Genomic DNA, 19771 nt, shown 5'->3' with positions numbered 1-19771 from the left:
CTATGACCGAAGCATTGGCCCCACTCTGCCGGTCGCTGCAATTCGACACCGCATTGGTGCTGTGTCAGGCCTTGGTGCGTTGGTCTGCCAGCCAACCCTGCACATAGGCGCCCACCGCGATACCCCCCAGTGCTACCAGCAGCGCCATATTTCCCGTGCCCAGCCCGGCAATCGCAGGCCCAGGGCATACGCCGCACAAGCCCCAGCCCGCGCCAAAAATGGCGGCGCCAACGAGGGTGTCGCGGTCCATCACTGAAGGGCGGTGTGCAAAATGGTCGCCCAGCATCGGGCGACGCATCACGCGCGGAGCCCACTGGTAGGTGATGACGGTCACGCACACCGCACCACCCATAACCAGCATCAGGCCAAAGTCCTGAAAGCGCAAAAAGCTCAGAACCACTTCGGGCGACACCATGGTGGAAACCGCCAGGCCAAAGCCAAACAGGGCGCCACTGGCCAATACGGCGAGGAATTGTTTTGACGTCATCCGTGTGCTCCCAGGTACAGAACGGCGTTGGCTGTGGCGAAACCCGTGGCCATAAAGGTCAGAACCGCCACCAGGGAAGGCCACTGTAACGAGCCCAGGCCGCAGATGCCGTGGCCTGACGTGCAACCGTTCGACAACCGGGCTCCAAAACCCACCAGCACGCCTCCGACACCGAGTTGCCACAGCGGAATGCCCGTGTGCAACGGCGGGCTGGGCCCCAGAGTGATCCACCAGATGGCAGCACCCACGATCAATCCGGCGGCAAACACCAGACGCCAGGCACGTGTGTCCGTAAAACGGGCCTGCTGGAAGAAGGCCCGCGACGACACGAACGACCAGGTGCTGCTGAACACCGTGCTCATACCGCCCACCCAGCCGGTCAGCAGGTAGAGCAGGCTTACACCGGTTCCGATCAAAAGGCCGCCCAGCAGGTAGTGTTCCCAGCCCAGCGGGAAAAGCGATTGCATCATGCCGACCCCCGTGTATTGCGCAAAAAGGTGAAAGCATACAGCGGCTACCCGCAACGTGCTGCCAGCGATCTGCCGGTACATTGCAAGCGCAACGTGTTAAAAATCGGTCAAACATGGGCAAACTACAGGAGTCAGCGTGAATTCCATCTTCGATCAGGATCTTGACAAGAATCCCGCCAACTACGTTGCGCTGTCGCCAACCGGCTTTGTGGAGCGCAGTGCCGAAGTATTTGGTGACTTGCCGGCCGTCGTGCATGGCGCGCGTCGCTACACCTGGGCGCAGACACGTGAGCGCTCGGCGCGCCTGGCCGCAGCGCTGCGTGTGCTGGGCGTGCAGCGTGGCAATACGGTCAGCGTGATGCTGCCCAATACACCCGAAATGATTGAGGCGCACTACGCCGTGCCGGCCATCAATGCCGTGCTCAATACCCTCAACACCCGGCTCGATGCGCACCTGCTAGCTTGGCAGATGATGCACTGCGAAGCCCAGGTGCTGATTACCGACCGAGAGTACGCACCCGTCATGCGCGAGGCACTGCACCAGCTGCGCACTGAACACCAACGGAGCATCACCGTCATTGACGTCTGCGATAGTGAATACACTGGCGATGGCGAGACCCTGGGCACACTTGAGTACGAATCCCTGTTGCTTGCCCACGGACCGCTGGCGCGTCTGGACGGCCCCGTTGACGAGTGGGATGCGATTGCGGTGAGCTACACATCGGGCACCACCGGTGACCCCAAGGGTGTCGTTACCCACCATCGTGGTGCGTACCTCAATGCGGTATGCAACGCCGCCACCTGGACGATGCCGCACTTTCCGACCTACTTGTGGACGCTGCCACTGTTCCACTGCAATGGTTGGTGTTTTGCCTGGACGGTTGCCATGCTGGGTGGCACCCAAGTGTGTCTGCGCAGGGTAGACGCGCCCGCTATTCTGGAAGCCATGCGCGAACATCGCGTGGACCACTACTGCGCCGCACCTATCGTGCACAACCTGTTGATTGCCGCACCGGCCGAACTGCGCGAGGGCATTCGACAGAAGGTGCGTGGCATGGTGGCGGGTGCAGCCCCGCCGGCGTCCATGATTGAGGGTATGGCAAATATTGGCTTTGACATCACCCACGTGTACGGTCTGACCGAGGTCTATGGGCCGGCCGCCGTGGCGGTCAAGCGTCCTGGCTGGGCTGCAGAAAGCCTTTCCGAGCAAACCCGCCTGAATGGCCGTCAGGGTGTGCGCTACCCACTTCAGGAAGGCATGACCGTGATGGACGCCCAGAGCATGGTGGAAACACCAGCGGACGGCAGCACCATGGGTGAAATCATGTTCCGTGGCAATATCGTGATGAAGGGGTACCTGAAAAACCCCACAGCGACCGCTCAGGCGTTTGAGGGTGGCTGGTTCCATACCGGTGACCTGGCGGTGATGGAAAGCGACCGCTACGTCAAAATCAAGGACCGTAGCAAGGACGTCATCATCTCGGGTGGCGAGAACATCAGCTCGCTGGAGGTGGAAGACGCGTTGTACCGGCACCCTGCAGTCGTGTCCTGCGCCGTGGTGGCCAAGCCCGACGAAAAGTGGGGCGAGACGCCCGTCGCCTATGTGGAATTGAAGGCTGGCGCCGAGGTGACTGCGGCCGATCTGGTGGCCCACTGCAAGGCCCTGCTGGCGGGCTATAAAGTGCCGCGCGACATCCGTTTTGAGTCCATTCCCAAGACGTCCACCGGCAAGATCCAGAAATTCGAGTTGCGCAGCCGCATTCGTTCCAAGACGGCTTTCGAGTAGCCATGGCTTCCAGCAAGCCCCGTATCTCTGGCCTGGCTGCCTTGGGTGGCCTGGTGTACTCGACGGACTCCGGGCGCATGTGTCCAGATTGTCGTCAACCCATTGCCCAATGCACCTGCAAGGCGCCAGTCGTGCCCACGGGTGACGGTGTAGTGCGGGTCTCCCGCGAGACCAAAGGGCGTGGCGGCAAGGCCGTCACCGTCGTAAAAGGCGCGCTAATGGAGCCTGCTGCGCTGGTGGATTTGGGCAAGCAGCTCAAGGCTGCCTGCGGCAGTGGTGGTACCGTGAAAGATGGGGTCATCGAAGTGCAGGGCGATCACTGCGAACGGGTCATGCAACTACTCAAGTCGCAAGGCTTCACCGTCAAACGCGCGGGCGGGTAGTTCAGTTGGGCAACAGGTAGCATGTAACCTGAATTGGAATTTCACGAATATGAGTAAGGGGCCGCATGTCCATGTTTCTTGATGCCGACGCCGTCACACACGGAATCCAGCTGGCGGTTGCGCCCGTGTTTCTGTTGACGGCCGTGTCCGGCATGATTGGCGCCATTGCTGGACGCTTGGCCCGCATCATTGACCGGGCGCGATTGGTCGAAGAGCGTGCCCGCCATTCCGACGACCCGGAATTTTTGCAGCGTGCCCAGCGCGAGCTGTCGGAGCTTCGTCAGCGTGGCCGGCTGGCCAACGGCGGCATTGCCTTGCTGACCTTGTGCAGCGTTCTCATTGGACTGACCATCATCGTGCTGTTTGTGGGCGAGACCACGGGCTTTCAAATCAGCCGCTGGGCGGTGGGTGGTTTTCTGTCGGGCGTTGTGTGTTTTTTGCTGGCGCTGCTGTGTTTTCTGCTGGAAACTTATATTGCTACCCGCTTGCTCAACTTTCACATCCCAGGCAAGTTCTAGCGCTATTGCCGCTGGTTGAGCGCATCACATTTTTTGCATGAACTCGTAGACGCGATACGCAGCGTAGGCGTCATTGGCCGCGTACACTAGCTGCGCTTCGGTGAGTCTGGGGAGTGCCCAATTGGAGGTCGCTGCCTTCTTGGACTTGATGAAGCGCTGGTTAAACAACACTGCCACGGCGCCCTTGACGCCCATTTCCTTGCGGTAGCCGCGTTGTCGAAACAGAATGTTGAGTTCGAGCACGTTGGCGGGCTCGATCCCGAATTTGGTGACGATGCGTTTGCGGTCATCACCCAAGCCAAAACCGGCCTTGGTGATACCTGCAGTACCCAATAGATCACCCACCATGGCGCGGCACACCGGGTCGTGCAGTTGAAACACCCAGGCGCGGTCGGCTGTGGCCAGTTGCACAATGTGCGGCCCTTCGGACACCTGGTCTTTGACGAAAGTGGGCTTGGACTCGGTATCAAAACCCCAGACCACTGCTTGGCCTAGTTCATCACGTGCCCGCGATGCCTCTTCAGCCGTGCTCACCAACACAATGCGGTTCAGGCCCAGACGCTCAAATGGCGGCAACAGGGCGATGTCGTCCTTGCTGGGTGTGGCGTGGGTGGTGTGCATATGCGCAGTGTCAGGTTGCAACGTTGCTCTGAGCGGCGGCGGCAGCGCGCAGTTTATCCTTTTTGCTGGGACGCTTGCCTTTGATGCCGCCGTTGCCATCCACGTGGATGGGCGCTGTTGGCACCGCGACTTCAGTGGGTTCAAATCCGGTTATGTGTTCCAGCGTCAGTTGCATGCCCTGGCGTTTTTCAATCAGGTGAAAGTGGGCCTGTGTGTCGGCGCTGACAAAACTCACGGCTAGGCCCGGTTCCGTGGCGCGCCCGGTGCGCCCAATGCGGTGCACATAGTCTACCGCCGAGCGGGGCAGGTCGTAATTCACCACGACCGGTAGTTTGATGATATCGATACCGCGCGCAGCCAGATCGGTGGTGATGACCACCTCCCACTGTTCGTTTTTGAATTCGGCCAGCACCTGCTTGCGTGCACCCTGGCTCAGGTCGCCGTGAAAGGCGGTGGCGTAAATGCCCGCCTTGTAGAGCTTTTCGGCTACCAGTTCGGCTGCGTATTTGGTGGCGACAAAGACCAATACCCGCTTCCAGCCCAAGTCTTTCATCAGGTGGCGCAGCAGTTGGGTGCGCTGCTTGGTGTCCACCAAAATGGCGCGTTGTGTGATGACACTGGGATGTGGTTCATCGGGCGTTACAGCCAACTGCACAGGGTCACGTAATAGGTGCTGGGCCAGCGTTTGCACCGCTTCGGGGAAGGTGGCAGAAAAGAACAGGTTTTGCCGGCTGGGGGGTAGCTGGGCCAGAATTTTGTCCAGCTCTTCGCTGAAGCCCAGGTCCAACAGCCTGTCTGCCTCATCGAGCACCAGGAGGCGCACGGTGGACAGCTGAATGGCGTTTTGACCTGCCAGATCCAGCAGCCGTCCGGGTGTGGCCACCAACACATCGGCGCCGCCGCGAAGGGCCATCATCTGGGGGTTGATGGATACGCCGCCTGCAACGGCAATCACTTTGGGCGGCTTGGGAAGTGACTGAGCCAGGCTACGCACCACCTCAGCCACTTGAGTAGCCAGCTCCCGTGTGGGTACCACGATCAGGGTGCGAATGGCGCGTGCCATTTGTTCGTTGTCGCCTTGCGTTAACGTGGGTAGCCGTTGTAACAAGGGCAGGGCGAAGGCAGCGGTCTTGCCAGAGCCGGTTTGGGCAGTTGCGAGCAGGTCACGGCCTTGCAGGATGACGGGAATAGCCTGCGTTTGAATGGGCGTTGGCGCTGTGAATCCGAGCGCGTTGGCAGCGTGGACCAGGTTTGGGGCAAGGCCCAGGGAAGAAAAACATGGGCATGGGGCACCAACCCTAGTTGGGGGTCGAAAGTCTTGGAATCAGGAATTTGTTCGCGCATTTTCCCTGTCCGCCAGGTTGGGGAAGGCTGGCCACTGACAGCCAAAAAGGGTGTTGGGCCTGTGGGTATTGGCGTGGCGCAAGACAGGCCCTGGGTGAACTGCACGATACTGGTGCCATGACCAAGACCTTAAAAATTGATTTTGTATCCGACGTGTCCTGCCCCTGGTGCGCGGTGGGGCTGGCTTCTCTACAGACCGCCCTGGAGAGGGTCGGGCCGGAGTTGCAGGTTGAGTTGAATTTCCAGCCATTTGAATTGAACCCCCAGATGGTGGCGGGTGGCGAGGATACGACCGAACATTTGAGCCGGAAATACGGCTCCACACCCGAGCAGGCGGCAGCCACTCGCGAGGCTATCCGTGCGCGTGGCGCCGAATTGGGGTTTGTCTTCAACCTGGATAAGCGTTCACGCATCTACAACACGTTTGATGCCCATCGCCTGTTGCATTGGGCGCATCTGGAAGGGCAAGGGCGTCAACTGGCGCTGAAAAAGGCCCTGCTTAAGGCCTATTTCACCGATGGTGAGGACCCCAGCAACCACACGGTGCTGGTGCGGCTGGCGGGCGAGGTGGGGCTGGATAGCGAACGCGCCAAGGCCGTTTTGACCAGCGATGCCTATGCGGCTGATGTGCGGGAGCAAGAGCAGTATTACCAGCAGCAGGGTATCCACTCTGTGCCGGCAGTGGTTATTAACAACAGCCACCTGATTTCAGGTGGACAGCCGCCAGAAGTGTTTGAAAAGGCCCTGCGCCAATTGGCGGCGCAGCAGGGCGCTTAACCCTGGTGCGCCTTTAGTGGCCTACTGGCAGCCGCAGCCGCCGTTGCCACCACCGCCACAGCCCGTGGTCGTTGCTGTGGCTGCGGTCGTTGCAGCTACCGCGGCCGATGCTGTGGTTGTTGCCGCGCCCTGGGCGCCTTCGAAAACAGGGAACAGCACATTGTTTTCCAGGTGGATGTGGTTTTGCAGGTCTTCACCAAACTGCGCCAGGCCAATGTAGAGCGCGCGCCACGTATTGCAAGCGCCTTCGGGCGGTGTGGCATCGTTGGTCAGCGCGTTGATGCGGTCAAGCTCCTCACCATGGGTGATGTGCTCGGCGCGCATCATGGCGATCGGCTGGCTGACAAAGGGGTGACCGCCGGTGCGCAGCATGGGGAACAGAACCTGCTCCTCTTTCATCATGTGTTCCAGCAGTTCTTGTTGCACGCTTTCCAGCAGGTTACCCAAGCCGGCGGGTACGTTGGGGTTGGCTTTGTGCACGAGCTCTACCCGGTGCGCCATGCGGATCAGTTCGGGCAGTTGGGCACGGTGAACATCGTGGTAACGGGAAACGATGTGGTCGATGAGGGCTTCAACGGTCATTTCGTCCGGAAGCGAGTCGGTGTGGTCCAGCGCGGCCAATTGGGCCACAACCGCATTCAGATCCAGGTTTTTATCTTGTGCGGCCTGGCGCAGGCTGACGTTGCCATGGCAGCAAAAATCCAGCTTGGCGGCTCGAAAGACGGCAGTGGCGCCCGGTAGGTTTACGGCGATGCTGCCCAGAGATTGTTCGGCAAGCTCGGAAGTGTCGGATGCAAACTGCTGACGGGCGTTCATGCTGGTCTCCTTAAAGATTCATTTGAAATAGATATTTTATAGCAAATGTGGACTTCGTATGAATGTTTGATTTGGTTAAACCCGATCGGCTCGGAAGTCGAGGGCCGGATTTCAGATGGGGGAGAGGACTTCCAGCAGCCGGTCCAGCCCACCAGACTCGATGGATACCATGGCTTGCTCGCGGACCTTGGGTTTGGCGTGGTAGGCCACCGACAGGCCGGCCGCTGCCATCATGGGCAGGTCATTGGCACCGTCGCCCATGGCAATGCACTGGGCAGGCTCAATGCCCAAGAGCGAAGCCACCTCCAGCAAAGTGCGGCGCTTCTCCGCACCGTCGCAAATATCGCCCCAGGATTGCTCCATGACGTGTCCGGTGAGCTGGCCGCAGTTGGGGCCGCTGTGGATTTCGAGCAAGTTGGAGCGCGCAAAGTCGATCCCCAGGCGCTCTTTGACCCGATCGGCAAAGAACGTGAAGCCGCCAGAGACCAGCAACACCTTGAGTCCCGCCGCTTTGCAGGCGGCCACCAGTTCGGTTGCGCCCGGATTGAGTTGTAGGCGCTGCACATAGACTACTTCCAGGTCTGCGATGGTTACGCCCCTGAGCAAAGCCACCCGGCGGCGCAGGCTGTCTTTGAAGTCGGTGATCTCACCGCGCATGGCCGCTTCGGTGATGGCCGCCACCTCGGCTTTGCGGCCCACCGCGTCGGCAATCTCGTCGATGCACTCGATGTTGATCAGAGTGGAGTCCATGTCGAAGGCAATGAGCTTGAAGTCGGACAACTTCTTGCCAGGCTGGAAGTTACGCAGGACCAGGCCGGGTGCGAATGGTGTAGGTTGCATAGGTAAAAATGCTATTGAAATAATAGCTACTTACGTAGTATCTACGAGGGCTATAGGCGTATTTCGTTCAAAACAATTCTGAACAGCTATTAAAGCTTAGTTTAATCGCTCATCGCCAAAAGTTGATCAGCAAAGTCATGACGATACACGTCCTAATTCAGACGCATGGCGCCAGCGCCCAGGATGCCAATCAGTCCGACTACGATCAGATAAATGGCGACGATGTAGTTCAGCAGCCGGGGCACCAGCAAAATCAGAATGCCAGCGAGCAGCGAGATCAAAGGTGTAAGGCCAAGATGCAGGTTCATATCGATTCCTATACGGTTGTTAGGCGAGTCAATGGGCTCACCAAGACTGGATCATGCCGTGCCCGCCTGAGCATGTGTGTGTGCCACCGCACATAGTGGGGGCATGGGCCACCGCAAGGCAGCTCCCGTACAAGCCCGAAAATCCAGCTGGTCACCAAATCCTGCCATAACGTGCTATTTTCGGGCTCCAATACGTTCTGCGCTGATATCGCTTGAGGCGTTCCTGAACCATGTCATCCCTACCTGTCGCCGCCATCACCTTACCCGGATCGCTGAAGGCATTTGACCCGTTTGATCGGCTTGGCGCAGCGGTGCGCCACCGACACATCAGCCGCACTGTGCACTGGCTGTTCCTGATATCGGTGCTGTGGCTGTCGGCATGCGCATCCCTGCCCGACCATGTCGACCGGCCCGTCTCGACCGCCTTGGCCAACCCCACACAAACGCGCCTGGGCAGCGTGATCGCTGACCGTGCAAAAAAGGCGGGAACACGCAACGACTCCGGTTTTGCGCTGGTTGGCAATGCCGAGCTGGCTTTCTCCAGCCGCATGACCCTCATCAAGGCCGCTGAAAAGACCCTGGACCTTCAGTACTACGCCATCTTTTCCGACAAAACTACCGATCGCCTGTTTGACGCACTGCGCGATGCCGCCGCCCGGGGTGTGCGCATTCGCATCCTGTTGGACGATTTCAACACCTCTGGCAAAAACGCCCAGGTGCTCAAACTGGCATTTGAAAAGAACATGGAGCTGCGCCTCTTTAACCCGCTGCCGGGAGGGCGCAGTTCGCTGGTCTTGCGCATCATCGCGAACCTTGACGACGTCGACCGGATACAGCGTCGCATGCACAACAAGATTTTCGTGGCTGACAACGCACTGGCCATAACCGGTGGTCGCAACCTGGGTGAAACCTACTTCGGGCAGAGTCCAGGCACCAACTTTGTAGATATTGACGTGCTGGCAGCCGGGCGCATCGCGCGTGACCTGTCGCGCAGTTTCGATGCGTACTGGAACAACCCGCTGGCCTACCCGGTGCAGTCATTGATGACAGCCCAGGAGATAGAAGCCCTCAAACCCGCACTCGCCAACAGCAAACCGGGTGAGCCAGGCGAACCTGCCGATGTCGCAGCCGCAAATAACGCCGTCGGAATAGCCGCAGCCGAATCCCTGCTGCCCATGCCGCAGGCAACCGCGCCGACCAGCAACGACAGCACGGCTGACAACGCCGCCAGCACGATCGCGCCGTTACCGGATTCAACAGACCTGCGCCTGCTGAAATGGACCTGGGCGCCGTCAACCTTGCTGGTGGACAAACCCGGCAAGATCGCCGCTGACGCCGATAGCACGGAAGCTGCCGAAGACACTACCGTAGACGGCCTGCTGCAACTGATGGCACAGGCCAAAACCAGCCTGCTGATTGTGTCGCCCTATTTTGTTCCGGGGGAGCGCACGATGGGCCAGTTTGCCGACCTGCGAAGACGCGGCGTGCGCGTGCGGGTATTGACCAACTCACTAGCGTCCAACGACGCGCCTGCCGCCCATGTCGGCTACGCCCGCTACCGAAAGGCGCTGCTGGAGATGGGCGTTGAGCTGTATGAAATGCGCGCTGAACAGAAAGGCACCTTCCGCAGTTTTGGCTCTGCGGCGACGATTTCATCCGGCTCCGTCGGCGGTGGCGGCAGCTCGCGCGCCAGCCTGCACTCCAAGGTGGTAGTGGTGGACGACCGGTTGCTGGTGGTGGGTTCCATGAACCTTGATTTACGCTCACAACTGCAAAATAGCGAGGTCGCCGTTGCCATTCGCAGCCGCGCCATTTCAGCCGAAGCCAGTCGGCTGATTGAGCCAACCATGGCAACTGGCGCCTACCGGGTAGAGCTCGAAAACGACCATTTGGTCTGGCGCGCGCCGCAAGGCTCCAACCTGAAAGACAGCGCCACCGAGCCTGACACCAGCGCCATGCTGCGGCTGGCAGTAAAGCTGCTCGGGCCTTTTGCGCCTGACGAGATGTTGTGAAAGGTCGACCGACGAAATTCTTGGCGTTGCAGTGCCATTTTGGTGTCTTGCGTCGGTCGAACGATCTGTTACAGCATTAGACCCCGTTCAATTGCGTGGCTCACCCTGCTCGTTGACGGTGATCGTTGGGCCGGGTGGGGCTGTCATTTGAATGTGATGATCCTGGCCCTTGAAGGCGTAGGTTACATCCCAGTACTGGGTGCGGGCTTGGCTTGGCACGACTTCACAGCGTTGTACATCTTGGGTTGCGGCCTGTGAGTTGTTGGCGTTGCCGCCTACTTTTGAGCCGATTACCGCCCCGGCAATTGCGCCGCCAGCGGTGGCAATATCCTTGCCGGTGCCGCCACCGACCTGATGGCCCAGAATGCCGCCCAGCAGAGCGCCAACGACCGCACCTGGAACATTGGCATTGGTCTGGTCCTGGGGCACTTGTCCGCGTTCGACCCAGCAGCGCTTCTCGGGTGTTCCGACCACGGCTCGCACCGAGGTCACATTAACCTCAAACAGACGCTCGTCGTTGCGATGACGATAGTCAGTCGCGGCCAACGGCATCGGCGCGTAGCTCCGGTCGTCGATGCGCATATCGCGGCGCAGGTTCCGCACCGAAGAAATGCGGTCGTTCATACCCATCGCAGCCAGTGATGGATATTGGCCCGGGCGCAAGACCATGCAGCGACCGTCAAACCGCGCGTTATCGCAGACCTCCCAGCGCTCGTCACCAACCACCACAGCTGATGATGCGCGGTCATTGAAACCACTTCTAGACAGATCTTCTAGTGGCCGGTCGGTAGTGATCCTGCGTCCCCCGAAGCCCTCCTGTTCGAAAAAGATGATTTGAGCTGGTGCAGGTCCCGGAGGGGTCACCTTGGTGGCAATGTTGCGAACCGATGAAATTCGGTCGTTCAGCCCAGTTCCGCGCAGTGATGGATACTGGCCTGCGCGCAACACAACGCAACTACCTTTGAAACGAATATCGTCGCAAGCCTCCCACTGATCGGGGCCGCTCACGACGATTGAGGAGACCCGGTCATTGAAACCTTTGTTGCGGAAATCCTCTACCACTGTGTCGGTCGTAAACGAGCGCCCGCCGAAGCGTTCATCCTCGTAAAAAGTGATTTGCGCCACAGCAGGTGCCGGTGCGGGCGCATAGCGCCGCTCATCGATGCGCTGGCTGTGGCTAATGGCGCGCACCGAGGAGATGCGGTCGTTCAGACCCATGGCGCCCAGAGTCGAATACTGTCCGGGACGCAACACAACGCAGCGGCCAAGGTACCGCACGTCTTCGCATACCTCCCATCGCTCGCCCGTCACCATGACAGAGCTAGCGCGGTCATTAAAGCCGAAACGGCCAAAGTCGGCGACGTTGGTTTGCGCAGTGAACGCGCGACCCTGAAAGCCCTGATTCTCGTAAAAAGTGACTTGCGCGTTGGCTTGTGCGGCTGCTACGACCACCGCGATTGCCAAGGCTGCCTTGGTGAGTGTTTTCATCGTTAGCTCCTATAGAAGTTGAGGCCGGCTACAAATTCCCGCCTTGTTTGCACCAAACTCCAAGTGAGCCCGGTAGTCGAGTGGGAACTGTCGCACCAATACAAGCCGGCTTCCGTACGCCGGCGCACACAAATTACTTAGAATTTCTTTTGTCCCTTGCCATGCAAGCGTTGGACAAAAAAAGACAGGCTGAGCCTGTCTTTTTTGCGGAACCACGTTGGCTGCTTACTTGCCGGTGGATGCTTTTACATCGGCCTTGCCTTCGGCTTTGGTCGTCTTGGTTTCGATTTTGGCGATAGCTTTGTCACCAGCTGCCTCGACCTTTGCCTTTTCGACTTTGGCGTCGGCATTGGCAACGACCTTGTCGGTCTTGGCATCTGCCTTCACGGCTTCATTGGCTTCGGTTTTCACGGCTTTGGCGTGGGCTCCAGGCTTTGCCTTCGCGGTTTTTTCATGTGCTGCAGCTTTGGTTTTGGCTGCATCCTGATGGGCTTCGGCTTTTGTGTCACTGGCTTTTGTTTCGGCCTTTTCGACTTTGGCGTCGGCTTTCATGTCCACCTTGGCCTCGGCTTTGCTTGCAGCGGCGTTGGCCTTGTCAGCTTTGACCCCCGCTTTCACCGTTGCGGGCGTCACTGGTGTCATGGGAGAAACCGGTGCTTGTGCAAATGCGACGCCGACAAACAGGGTGGCGAGCAAGGAAGCGAGTAATTTGTTCATGTAGGTCCTGTGGGTAGAGTATGTTGTGACGATGAATTCGTTGCAACTGAGTAGTCAACGGCAGGGCGTTGCACGCAGTTGACCGGCCTTACACCATGTTGCAACTCAACACGGAGCCTTCACAAAACACACTTTGCGTTGCGCAGCCACGCGCAATGGCATGCCTGGCCCAAAGCAACGGGCTTACTTGGCAAATGCCTTGCGGCCGTTCCTCAAAGCCCGGAATACTTCCCTGCGCAGAACTTCTGCAGTCAAGTCCGACTTGAGCAAAACCAAATCAATATCGGGATCATTTTGAAGCTGCTGCAAGCTATGGGTGAGCCCGGGTTGCCCGGTGCGTATAAAGATGGTCGGAATATCGCGCAGCTGCAATTCATTACGCAACCGATGAATGGTGTCGAGCCCGTCCGTGGGGGTGTCCATCACCATGTCCATCAGGACCAACGCTGGCAGGGTTGAGCCGACTTGGGAGATCTGTTCTATGGCATCCTGGCCCGAATAAGCACTGTGAATGTCGATGGAGCGCCCTTCACAGTCCTGTCCATTGAACGCAATTTTTGTGACAGCATGCACGTCCCGGTCGTCATCAACTACCAAAACAACCCATGGTGCCCCGCTGGGCAGGCAGGCATCCTCGGGGTCATCCAGAAACATCAGATCATCATCGGTATCGGTCATGTGCAACCCTGTTTTATAGTGAATTTTTAGCGACGGCGCGAACACCATGGCGGTTGGGGTAGTGCCAGTATGGCGAAGTTGCTTGAAGGTTGCAATCACGCACCATCTTAGCCGTGCCGAAATGGGCTTCGTTGGCCCAGTTCGTCCAGATAGCCCGCGATGCCTTCGCCCTCACGCTCCAGAAACCGCGCCACCGCATCGGCAAAGGCGGGGTGGGCCAACCAGTGGGCACTGGTGGTTTTGACCGGGAGTAGGGCGCGGGCCATTTTGTGTTCACCCTGTGCGCCGCCTTCAAAGCGCTGGTAGCCGTGTTCTATGCACCACTGCAGCGGCTGGTAGTAGCAGGCTTCAAAGTGCAGGCAATCCACCCGTTCCAGCGCACCCCAATATCTGCCATAGGCTACTTTGACTAAATCGTTTGAGTCATTCTGGCCGCTAGCCCTCGTCGGATATGAATCAATCGCTATCAAACTACTAGCAATCGGGGTGCCGTTGCGCTCGGCGACGAATAGCAACCAGTGCTCGGCCATGGTGTCGGCCATGCGGGTGAAGAAGTCGCGGTTCAGGTAGGGTGCGTTGCCGTGCTCCAGGTAAGTACGCTCGTAGCAGTTGTAGAAAAAATCCCAGTCGGAAGCTGTGATGTCTCGACCCTGGGCACTGCGAAAGCGCACGCCCGCGTCGGCAACCTTGCGCCGCTCCTGGCGAATTTTTTTGCGCTTGTCTTGGGACAGGGATTGCAGGAAGGCGTCGAAATCTCGGTAGCCCGGTTGCGTGACGGTTTTTCCAGTGAAACTGCACGGTGTGGCGCAGCATCAGACCTGCTTGGGCGCAGGTGGAAGCATCTTCGTCTTCTACAAACAGCAGGTGCAGTGACGACATGCCGCTCTGCTTACACCACTGCAACATCGCCTGAAGCAGAGCAGCACGGGCGGCCGGGTCGCGGGCCATCAGGCGGGCACCGGGTACTGGGGTGAAGGGCACGGCGCTGACCGCCTTGGGGTAGTAGGCCAGCCCGTGCTGGGCGTAGGCATTGGCCCACGCCCAGTCAAACACATATTCGCCGTAGGAGTGGGCTTTTTCGTACACCATGCAGGCGGCGACCAGTTCGCCAGCTTGGTGCAGGGTGATGCAGTGCGGTGTCCAGCCGGTGCGGGGAGAGGCGCTGCCACTGGCGTGCAGCGCGGCCAGATAGGCGTGGCGCATGAAGGGGCTGGGGTTGGACTGGGTTTGCAACAGCGCGTCCCAGGCGGCACCATCGACCTCCAGCGGCGAGTTGGCCACCCCAATGACATAATCATCAGTCATGGCGCACCCCGTGCGCGCTGAAGGGCACTGTGGTGCCGTGTTCAACAAAAAAGTTCCGGTTCATGACTCTCAAACTGTGCGTTGCGCAACGTAATTTCATCGTCGGTGATCTGGACGGCAATGCGCAAAAAATCATCACCGCCGCACAACAAGCCTACGCCGATGGCGCGCGCTTGCTGCTGACGCCCGAGCTTTCCATTTGCGGCTATGCCGCAGAGGACTTGTTTTTGCGACCTGCATTTATCCATGCCTGCGATGATGCCGTGAAACGCGTAGCCCACGCTTTGGCCGGGTTAAAGGACATGACGGTGGTGGTGGGTCACCCCACGGGTGGCGACAGCCGCACCCGATCCGTGGCGGTGCAGCAGCGGTTCAATGCTGCCAGCGTCTTGTGCGAAGGGCGGGTCGTGGCAACCTGCACCAAGCATGAGCTACCCAACTACCAGGTGTTTGACGAGCGCCGTTATTTCACACCGGGCGATGGTGCGTGCGTGTTTGAGGCGGGTGCGCCGGGGCAGCGCGTGCGCGTGGGCCTTTTGATTTGCGAGGACGCTTGGTTTGAGCAACCTGCTCGCCTGGCCAAGGAAGCCGGAGCACAACTGCTGGCGGTGATCAACGCGTCGCCCTTCCATGTGGGCAAGGGTTATGAGCGCGAAGAGATGATGCGCCAGCGGGTGCTGGAAACCAGCTTGCCGCTGGTCTACGCCCACCTGGTGGGCGGGCAGGACGAGGTGGTGTTTGAGGGCCACTCGTTTGCGCTGGATAGCGATGGCACGGTGGCTGGTCGCGCCCCAAGTTTTAAGGAAAATAGCTTTCTAGCCCTCGTGGAATCTACACAAGCTACTATGAAAATAATAGCGAAAGTGGAGCCGGTACGCACCCCTGAGCAGGACCTGTGGGATGCTTTGGTGCTGGGCGTGCGGGATTACGTGGGCAAGAACGGCTTTCCGGGGGCCATTTTGGGGCTGTCGGGCGGCATTGATTCGGCCCTGGTGCTGACGATTGCGGTGGATGCCCTGGGTGCTGACAAAGTGCGCACGGTGATGATGCCTTCACCGTACACGGCGGACATCAGCTGGCTGGACGCCCGCGAGATGGCGCAGCGCATGGGTGTGCGCTACGACGAAATCTCTATCGTGCCGGAGTTCGAAGCGTTCAAGGCGTCGCTGGCGGGCGAGTTTGCCGGTCGCGCCGAAGATACAACCGAAGAGAACATCCAGGCCCGCATCCGTGGCACGCTGTTGATGGCACTTTCCAACAAGTTTGGCAGCATTGTGCTGACCACCGGCAACAAGTCCGAGATGGCCACGGGTTACTGCACGCTGTACGGCGATATGGCTGGCGGGTTTGCGGTCATCAAGGATCTGGCCAAGACCCTGGTGTTCAAAATGGCGCACTGGCGCAATGCCAACGACCCCTATGGCACGGGTGCCAGCCCCATTCCCGAGCGCATCATTACCCGCCCGCCCAGTGCCGAGTTGCGTCCCGACCAGAAGGACCAGGACAGCCTGCCGCCCTACGAGGTGCTGGACGCCATCATTGACCGCTATATGGAAAACGACCAGAGCATGGCCACCATCGTGGCGGCTGGTTTTGCCCAGGCAGATGTGGAGAAGGTTACGCGCCTGATCAAGCTCAACGAGTACAAGCGCCGCCAGGCTCCCGTAGGGATTAGGGTGACGCACCGGAGTTTTGGCAAGGATTGGCGTTATCCTATTACGAACCACTTTAGAGCTTAGGAAACCTATGAAACAAATCACCGCCATCATCAAGCCATTCAAACTGGAAGAAGTACGCGAAGCTTTGGCCGAATGTGGCGTAACCGGTCTGACCGTCACCGAAGTCAAAGGCTTTGGTCGCCAAAAGGGCCATACCGAGCTGTACCGTGGTGCCGAGTACGTGGTGGATTTTTTGCCCAAGGTCAAGATTGAAGTGGTCGTAAAAACCGATGATGTGGACCGCTGTGTGGATGCCATCGTCAAGGCTGCCCACACTGGCAAGATCGGCGACGGCAAGATTTTTGTCACCAGCGTCGAGCGTGTGGTGCGTATCCGCACGGGCGAGCAAGACGAGTCCGCTATTTAAATAGTGCCCCCACGCTCCCCCACGTTGTGGGGGTCGCTGCCCCCCGAGGGGGCTGAACCGGCTTGGGGCGACCCTGCGCGGCGTTCGCTTCTTGGCTAGAAGCGGTGTACCAGCGCCGCCACCCAGATACCCAAACACAGCAGCAGGCTGAGTAACACGGCTGCGCTGCCCATGTCCTTGGCGCGCTTGGACAGGTCGTGCCATTCCGGGCCGATGCGGTCAATGGCAGCCTCTACTGCTGTGTTGAGCAGTTCCACCACCAATACCAACACCACGCTGGCGGCCAGTAAGGCCGTCTCCACCCAGGTGCGACCCAGCCAGAAAGCCAGTGGCAGCATCACGAGTGCGGCGAGGGTCTCCTGGCGAAAGGCGGTTTCAGCCCAGCCAGCACGCAAGCCGGCCATGGAATAACCGGTGGCGTGCCAGAAGCGGCTCAGGCCCTTGCGGTTCTTTTGTGGGTTGACGGGAGCAGGCGAGGGTGTTGTCTGCATGGGTTGTTCAGCGACTCAGCGGTTCGGATGAGACCAGTCGGGTGCCGGCCATTGCATCGTGCCAGAACTGGCCTTGCGCCTGGAAGCGGCTTAACAGCGCCCACACTGCTACCCAGCCAATGATGATGACCACCGATTCACCTCCGCTCAGATGAAATAGCGTGGCAGCCATCAGGGGCGGTAGAAACCAGAGCCAGCTCAAGCAATAGCGCCCCAGAGCACGCGTTTGGGTTATGGCTTTCCCATCGAGGCCGACAACGCGGATGTTCCAGGTTTTCATCGCCAGGGTTTGACCCTTGGCCCAGAACCAGACAAAGTAGATGCCAAACACCACAAAGATGAAGGTTTGCAGCGCGTTGCGGTTGTCCAGGGCGTTGCGGGTCTGGCTAAGCGTGCTGAACAGGTAGCCGGCCAGGAACATCACGCCAAACAGCAGGATGCCTTCGTACAGCCAGCAAGCCATGCGGCGCCAAAGGCCGGGAGTAATCATTTCAGTGGGCATGGTGTGTAGATCAGGAACGCCCGGGATTGTAGGTCCATGGCGATTCGTCATCTCGATTGCTGCCCGGCGCAGACCCGGCGGTCCCGGACTAGTTGGGCGACAGGGTATCGCTGTTGATGCCAGGCGTTTCGTTGTTGGTCGGGACTTCCGGCGGATTGTCTGCCGGCGGTTGCGGAATAATCAATTTTGGCAGCAATGTGTTTGGGTCAATCTGCGATTTGGCAGGCGTCGCCGAGTCCGCTAGCTGGCCGGATCTGCGGGTCACCGGAACAACGGTCAACTTGTCGCCAGCAGTCGGTGTGACAGCAACTGCAGCACCAACCGGTTTTCGGGGACCTTTGGCGGCCAGTTGTTTCTTTTCATCCGAACTCAGTTCCTGGTAGGCAGCCCACTCCGCCGCCCGCTCTGCAGGGCTCAGTTTTTTGTATTCCGCATAGTTCAAGCGGGCCAGCTCCCGCTCTCGGGGTGTGAGAGCTGCCCACTTGGCCATACGGCTTTGCAGTTTGGCTTGGACCTCGGGACTACGGCTGGGGTAATTGGTGGCCAGTGCAATCCACTTGGCCTTGTGGTTGGGCCCCAGGGAATTCCAGGTGCCTGCCAAAGGGTTCAGGATCTTCTGATGAGCCTGGCTCAGCTCTTGCCACTGTGGACCCCCTGCTACCACGGGTGCGGACGCTTTGTTAGCCGGTGCAACGGCCTGCACAGTTGGAGCGGCGCCCGGCGGCGTATGGTTGAATACAAGCGTGGCGAGCAATACCAGGCCACACACCATTGCAAGCCCCCAATTCAGACTTGGCGTCAAACGGGGGGTTATGCGTGCAATGGAATCAACAAACGACATGGATACGCAAAAACTTTAGTCGCGGCGATTGGTGCTCAGGTAGCGAACAAACCCGGGGTCGGTGAAGGCAGCGGGCGGCAAATCGTCCGCGAGAAGCTCGACATCGACATCGGCAATCTCTTTGGTAACCCGTTGCTCCTGAATCACTGCGATGGCCAAAAGACCCGCAACAAGTGCCAACAACGGAATAATAGAACCCAGACGGTTCCAGAGGCCGTTGTCAGCGTCGCCGCTGTTCAGAGTGGCGGCACTGCCATTGGTGTTGATATTGGAGGCGGTTTGTAGTTTGACAACCTTGCGCTTGGACAAGGCCAACATGCGGGCTGCCTTCAGGCGCTCTGAAATATCAGGGGAAATACCTTGGGAGGTATCCGACAAGCGTGCGGCAACATTGCGGCCAAAACGGTCTTGGTAGTTATCGATTTGGTGTAAGTCAAGTGTTTTCATAGTCGTATTCCCTTTGCGCTGAGGGCTTTTCCCAAAGCGTGGACTGCCCTGGAACAGTGTGTTTTGACACTGCCCTGCGAGCAGCCCATGGCTGCTGCCGTTTCGGCAACGTCCATATCCTCCCAGTAACGCATCAAAAAGGCTTCCCGTTGACGCGCCGGCAATTGCTGTACTTCTATTTCTATCTCACGCAAGGTTTGTGCCCGTTCAGTCAGCGTCTCGGCACTTTCACTTTGTTCGCCGCCACTGGCGATATTCAGGGTTTCCAGCAGGTCAAAGCTGTCATCGTCACCGGCGGATTCAAAGTCGCTCATGGTGGAAAAAAGCGCCTTTTGCGTCTTTTGCCGTCGAAACCAGTCCAGGGTGCAGTTGGAAAGGATGCGTTGAAACAGCATCGGCAACTCTTCCACCGGCTTGTGGCCGTAGTGTTCCGCCAGTTTCATCATCGCGTCTTGCACAATGTCCAGTGCCGATTCGTCATTGCGCACGTGGTACACCGAGCGCTTGAACGCACGTTTCTCTACGCTCTTCAAAAAATCGGACAGTTCGCGTTCGGAAGCCAAGTGGTAAAAACCGAAAAAATCAGGAACAAAAGTGCCTGAAGGCACCGAGGCTGCGGCTTTTTTGCGCAATAGAAGTGAATTATCGCACTCGCTGGATCAACTTTGGGCTTGATCACGTCAATTGGGGTTAGTCGGTGTGATAATGGGGCTTGCAATCAAAAGGCAAACGGGCTTTGATTCGGCGCAGCATTCAATGCGTCCATGGTCTTAGTCCTAAGTCCCGACGCGACTCCACAAGAGTTTGCGAAGGGGCACCCAAGGTTTTTCGTCAGAGAAATTCACAAAGGTTCAT

General features: G+C 58.8%; 22 protein-coding genes and 1 pseudogene. 7 read left to right on the top strand and 16 right to left on the bottom strand.

Annotation, left to right across the window (positions count from 1 at the left end):
• Positions 1-64: 64 nt before the first annotated feature.
• Together IPI80_RS11740 and IPI80_RS11735 are read right to left on the bottom strand one after the other, a co-directional pair.
• Positions 65-487, bottom strand: a complete 423-nt coding sequence (locus tag IPI80_RS11740; protein WP_413860245.1) for a DUF6691 family protein — start codon at positions 485-487, stop codon at positions 65-67.
• The gene (locus IPI80_RS11735; RefSeq protein ID WP_413860243.1) at positions 484-957 is read right to left on the bottom strand and encodes a YeeE/YedE family protein; all 474 of its coding nucleotides are present in this window, start codon (positions 955-957) and stop codon (positions 484-486) included. Before IPI80_RS11735 ends, IPI80_RS11740 begins: the two co-directional genes overlap by 4 nt.
• 136 nt (positions 958-1093) lie before the next feature.
• On the opposite strand from IPI80_RS11735, the gene IPI80_RS11730 reads away from it, so the two are divergent.
• The 3 genes from IPI80_RS11730 to IPI80_RS11720 all read left to right on the top strand — a co-directional run bounded on the left by IPI80_RS11730 (position 1094) and on the right by IPI80_RS11720 (position 3644).
• Complete coding sequence (locus IPI80_RS11730; protein WP_413860241.1) at positions 1094-2743, top strand: acyl-CoA synthetase; 1650 nt, start codon at positions 1094-1096, stop codon at positions 2741-2743.
• Positions 2744-2745: 2 nt separating this feature from the next.
• On the top strand, positions 2746-3126 hold the full coding sequence (locus tag IPI80_RS11725) for a translation initiation factor Sui1 (RefSeq protein ID WP_413860239.1): 381 nt from the start codon (positions 2746-2748) through the stop codon (positions 3124-3126).
• A 65-nt stretch (positions 3127-3191) separates the two neighbouring features.
• Complete coding sequence (locus IPI80_RS11720) at positions 3192-3644, top strand: DUF2721 domain-containing protein (protein WP_413860237.1); 453 nt, start codon at positions 3192-3194, stop codon at positions 3642-3644.
• Positions 3645-3668: 24 nt separating this feature from the next.
• Here the strand turns inward: IPI80_RS11720 and IPI80_RS11715 are convergent, their stop codons facing one another.
• Both IPI80_RS11715 and IPI80_RS11710 read right to left on the bottom strand, forming a co-directional pair.
• Entirely contained in the window at positions 3669-4265 is a 597-nt protein-coding gene (locus IPI80_RS11715; RefSeq protein ID WP_413860235.1) for a 3'-5' exonuclease, read from the bottom strand.
• Positions 4266-4275: 10 nt separating this feature from the next.
• Positions 4276-5532 carry a DEAD/DEAH box helicase gene (locus IPI80_RS11710; protein WP_413860421.1) on the bottom strand — a complete coding sequence of 419 codons (1257 nt, stop codon included), beginning with the start codon at positions 5530-5532 and terminating at the stop codon, positions 4276-4278.
• 194 nt (positions 5533-5726) lie between these two features.
• Between IPI80_RS11710 and IPI80_RS11705 the strand changes: the two genes are divergently transcribed.
• Positions 5727-6386 (top strand): DsbA family oxidoreductase, encoded by a 660-nt coding sequence (locus IPI80_RS11705; RefSeq protein WP_413860233.1) that lies wholly within the window; start codon positions 5727-5729, stop codon positions 6384-6386.
• A 21-nt stretch (positions 6387-6407) separates the two neighbouring features.
• Here IPI80_RS11705 and ytfE read toward each other — a convergent pair whose 3' ends face one another.
• The 3 genes from ytfE to IPI80_RS11690 all read right to left on the bottom strand — a co-directional run bounded on the left by ytfE (position 6408) and on the right by IPI80_RS11690 (position 8350).
• On the bottom strand, positions 6408-7202 hold the full coding sequence (gene ytfE, locus IPI80_RS11700) for an iron-sulfur cluster repair protein YtfE (protein WP_413860231.1): 795 nt from the start codon (positions 7200-7202) through the stop codon (positions 6408-6410).
• A 111-nt stretch (positions 7203-7313) separates the two neighbouring features.
• Positions 7314-8042, bottom strand: coding sequence for a phosphoserine phosphatase SerB (gene serB, locus IPI80_RS11695; protein WP_413860229.1), 729 nt, complete (start codon positions 8040-8042; stop codon positions 7314-7316).
• Positions 8043-8194: 152 nt separating this feature from the next.
• Positions 8195-8350 (bottom strand): DUF3096 domain-containing protein, encoded by a 156-nt coding sequence (locus IPI80_RS11690; protein ID WP_413860227.1) that lies wholly within the window; start codon positions 8348-8350, stop codon positions 8195-8197.
• 230 nt (positions 8351-8580) lie between these two features.
• On the opposite strand from IPI80_RS11690, the gene IPI80_RS11685 reads away from it, so the two are divergent.
• A complete protein-coding gene (locus tag IPI80_RS11685; protein WP_413860225.1) occupies positions 8581-10362 on the top strand; it encodes a phospholipase D family protein in 1782 nt (593 codons plus the stop codon).
• Positions 10363-10449: 87 nt separating this feature from the next.
• On the opposite strand, the gene IPI80_RS11680 is transcribed toward IPI80_RS11685, so the two are convergent.
• From IPI80_RS11680 to IPI80_RS11665, 4 genes and pseudogenes are all read right to left on the bottom strand, one after another.
• Positions 10450-11850: a beta/gamma crystallin-related protein gene (locus IPI80_RS11680; protein ID WP_413860223.1), complete on the bottom strand. Its 1401-nt coding sequence runs from the start codon at positions 11848-11850 to the stop codon at positions 10450-10452.
• A gap of 225 nt (positions 11851-12075) precedes the next feature.
• Positions 12076-12567: a hypothetical protein gene (locus tag IPI80_RS11675; protein ID WP_413860221.1), complete on the bottom strand. Its 492-nt coding sequence runs from the start codon at positions 12565-12567 to the stop codon at positions 12076-12078.
• 183 nt (positions 12568-12750) lie between these two features.
• The gene (locus IPI80_RS11670) at positions 12751-13245 is read right to left on the bottom strand and encodes a response regulator (protein WP_413860219.1); all 495 of its coding nucleotides are present in this window, start codon (positions 13243-13245) and stop codon (positions 12751-12753) included.
• A 107-nt stretch (positions 13246-13352) separates the two neighbouring features.
• A pseudogene (locus IPI80_RS11665) lies at positions 13353-14550 on the bottom strand (GNAT family N-acetyltransferase).
• A gap of 62 nt (positions 14551-14612) precedes the next feature.
• Between IPI80_RS11665 and IPI80_RS11660 the strand changes: the two are divergent.
• Positions 14613-16289 carry an NAD+ synthase gene (locus IPI80_RS11660; protein ID WP_413860217.1) on the top strand — a complete coding sequence of 559 codons (1677 nt, stop codon included), beginning with the start codon at positions 14613-14615 and terminating at the stop codon, positions 16287-16289.
• A gap of 7 nt (positions 16290-16296) precedes the next feature.
• On the top strand, positions 16297-16635 hold the full coding sequence (locus IPI80_RS11655) for a P-II family nitrogen regulator (protein ID WP_413860215.1): 339 nt from the start codon (positions 16297-16299) through the stop codon (positions 16633-16635).
• A gap of 95 nt (positions 16636-16730) precedes the next feature.
• On the opposite strand, the gene IPI80_RS11650 is transcribed toward IPI80_RS11655, so the two are convergent.
• The 5 genes from IPI80_RS11650 to IPI80_RS11630 form a co-directional block, all read right to left on the bottom strand.
• Positions 16731-17126 carry a diacylglycerol kinase gene (locus IPI80_RS11650; RefSeq protein WP_413860213.1) on the bottom strand — a complete coding sequence of 132 codons (396 nt, stop codon included), beginning with the start codon at positions 17124-17126 and terminating at the stop codon, positions 16731-16733.
• A gap of 7 nt (positions 17127-17133) precedes the next feature.
• Positions 17134-17628: an RDD family protein gene (locus IPI80_RS11645; RefSeq protein WP_413860211.1), complete on the bottom strand. Its 495-nt coding sequence runs from the start codon at positions 17626-17628 to the stop codon at positions 17134-17136.
• Positions 17629-17716: 88 nt separating this feature from the next.
• The gene (locus IPI80_RS11640; RefSeq protein ID WP_413860419.1) at positions 17717-18400 is read right to left on the bottom strand and encodes a DUF3106 domain-containing protein; all 684 of its coding nucleotides are present in this window, start codon (positions 18398-18400) and stop codon (positions 17717-17719) included.
• 84 nt (positions 18401-18484) lie between these two features.
• Entirely contained in the window at positions 18485-18916 is a 432-nt protein-coding gene (locus IPI80_RS11635) for a DUF3619 family protein (RefSeq protein ID WP_413860209.1), read from the bottom strand.
• Complete coding sequence (locus tag IPI80_RS11630; protein ID WP_413860417.1) at positions 18913-19479, bottom strand: RNA polymerase sigma factor; 567 nt, start codon at positions 19477-19479, stop codon at positions 18913-18915. Before IPI80_RS11630 ends, IPI80_RS11635 begins: the two co-directional genes overlap by 4 nt.
• Positions 19480-19771 lie beyond the last annotated feature (292 nt).

This window comes from Candidatus Aalborgicola defluviihabitans (assembly GCF_016705985.1).
GTDB lineage: Bacteria > Pseudomonadota > Gammaproteobacteria > Burkholderiales > Burkholderiaceae_C > Allorhodoferax > Allorhodoferax defluviihabitans.
Note: the sequence above shows the minus strand (reverse complement) of the source record. Positions and strands in the feature narration are given on the sequence as shown.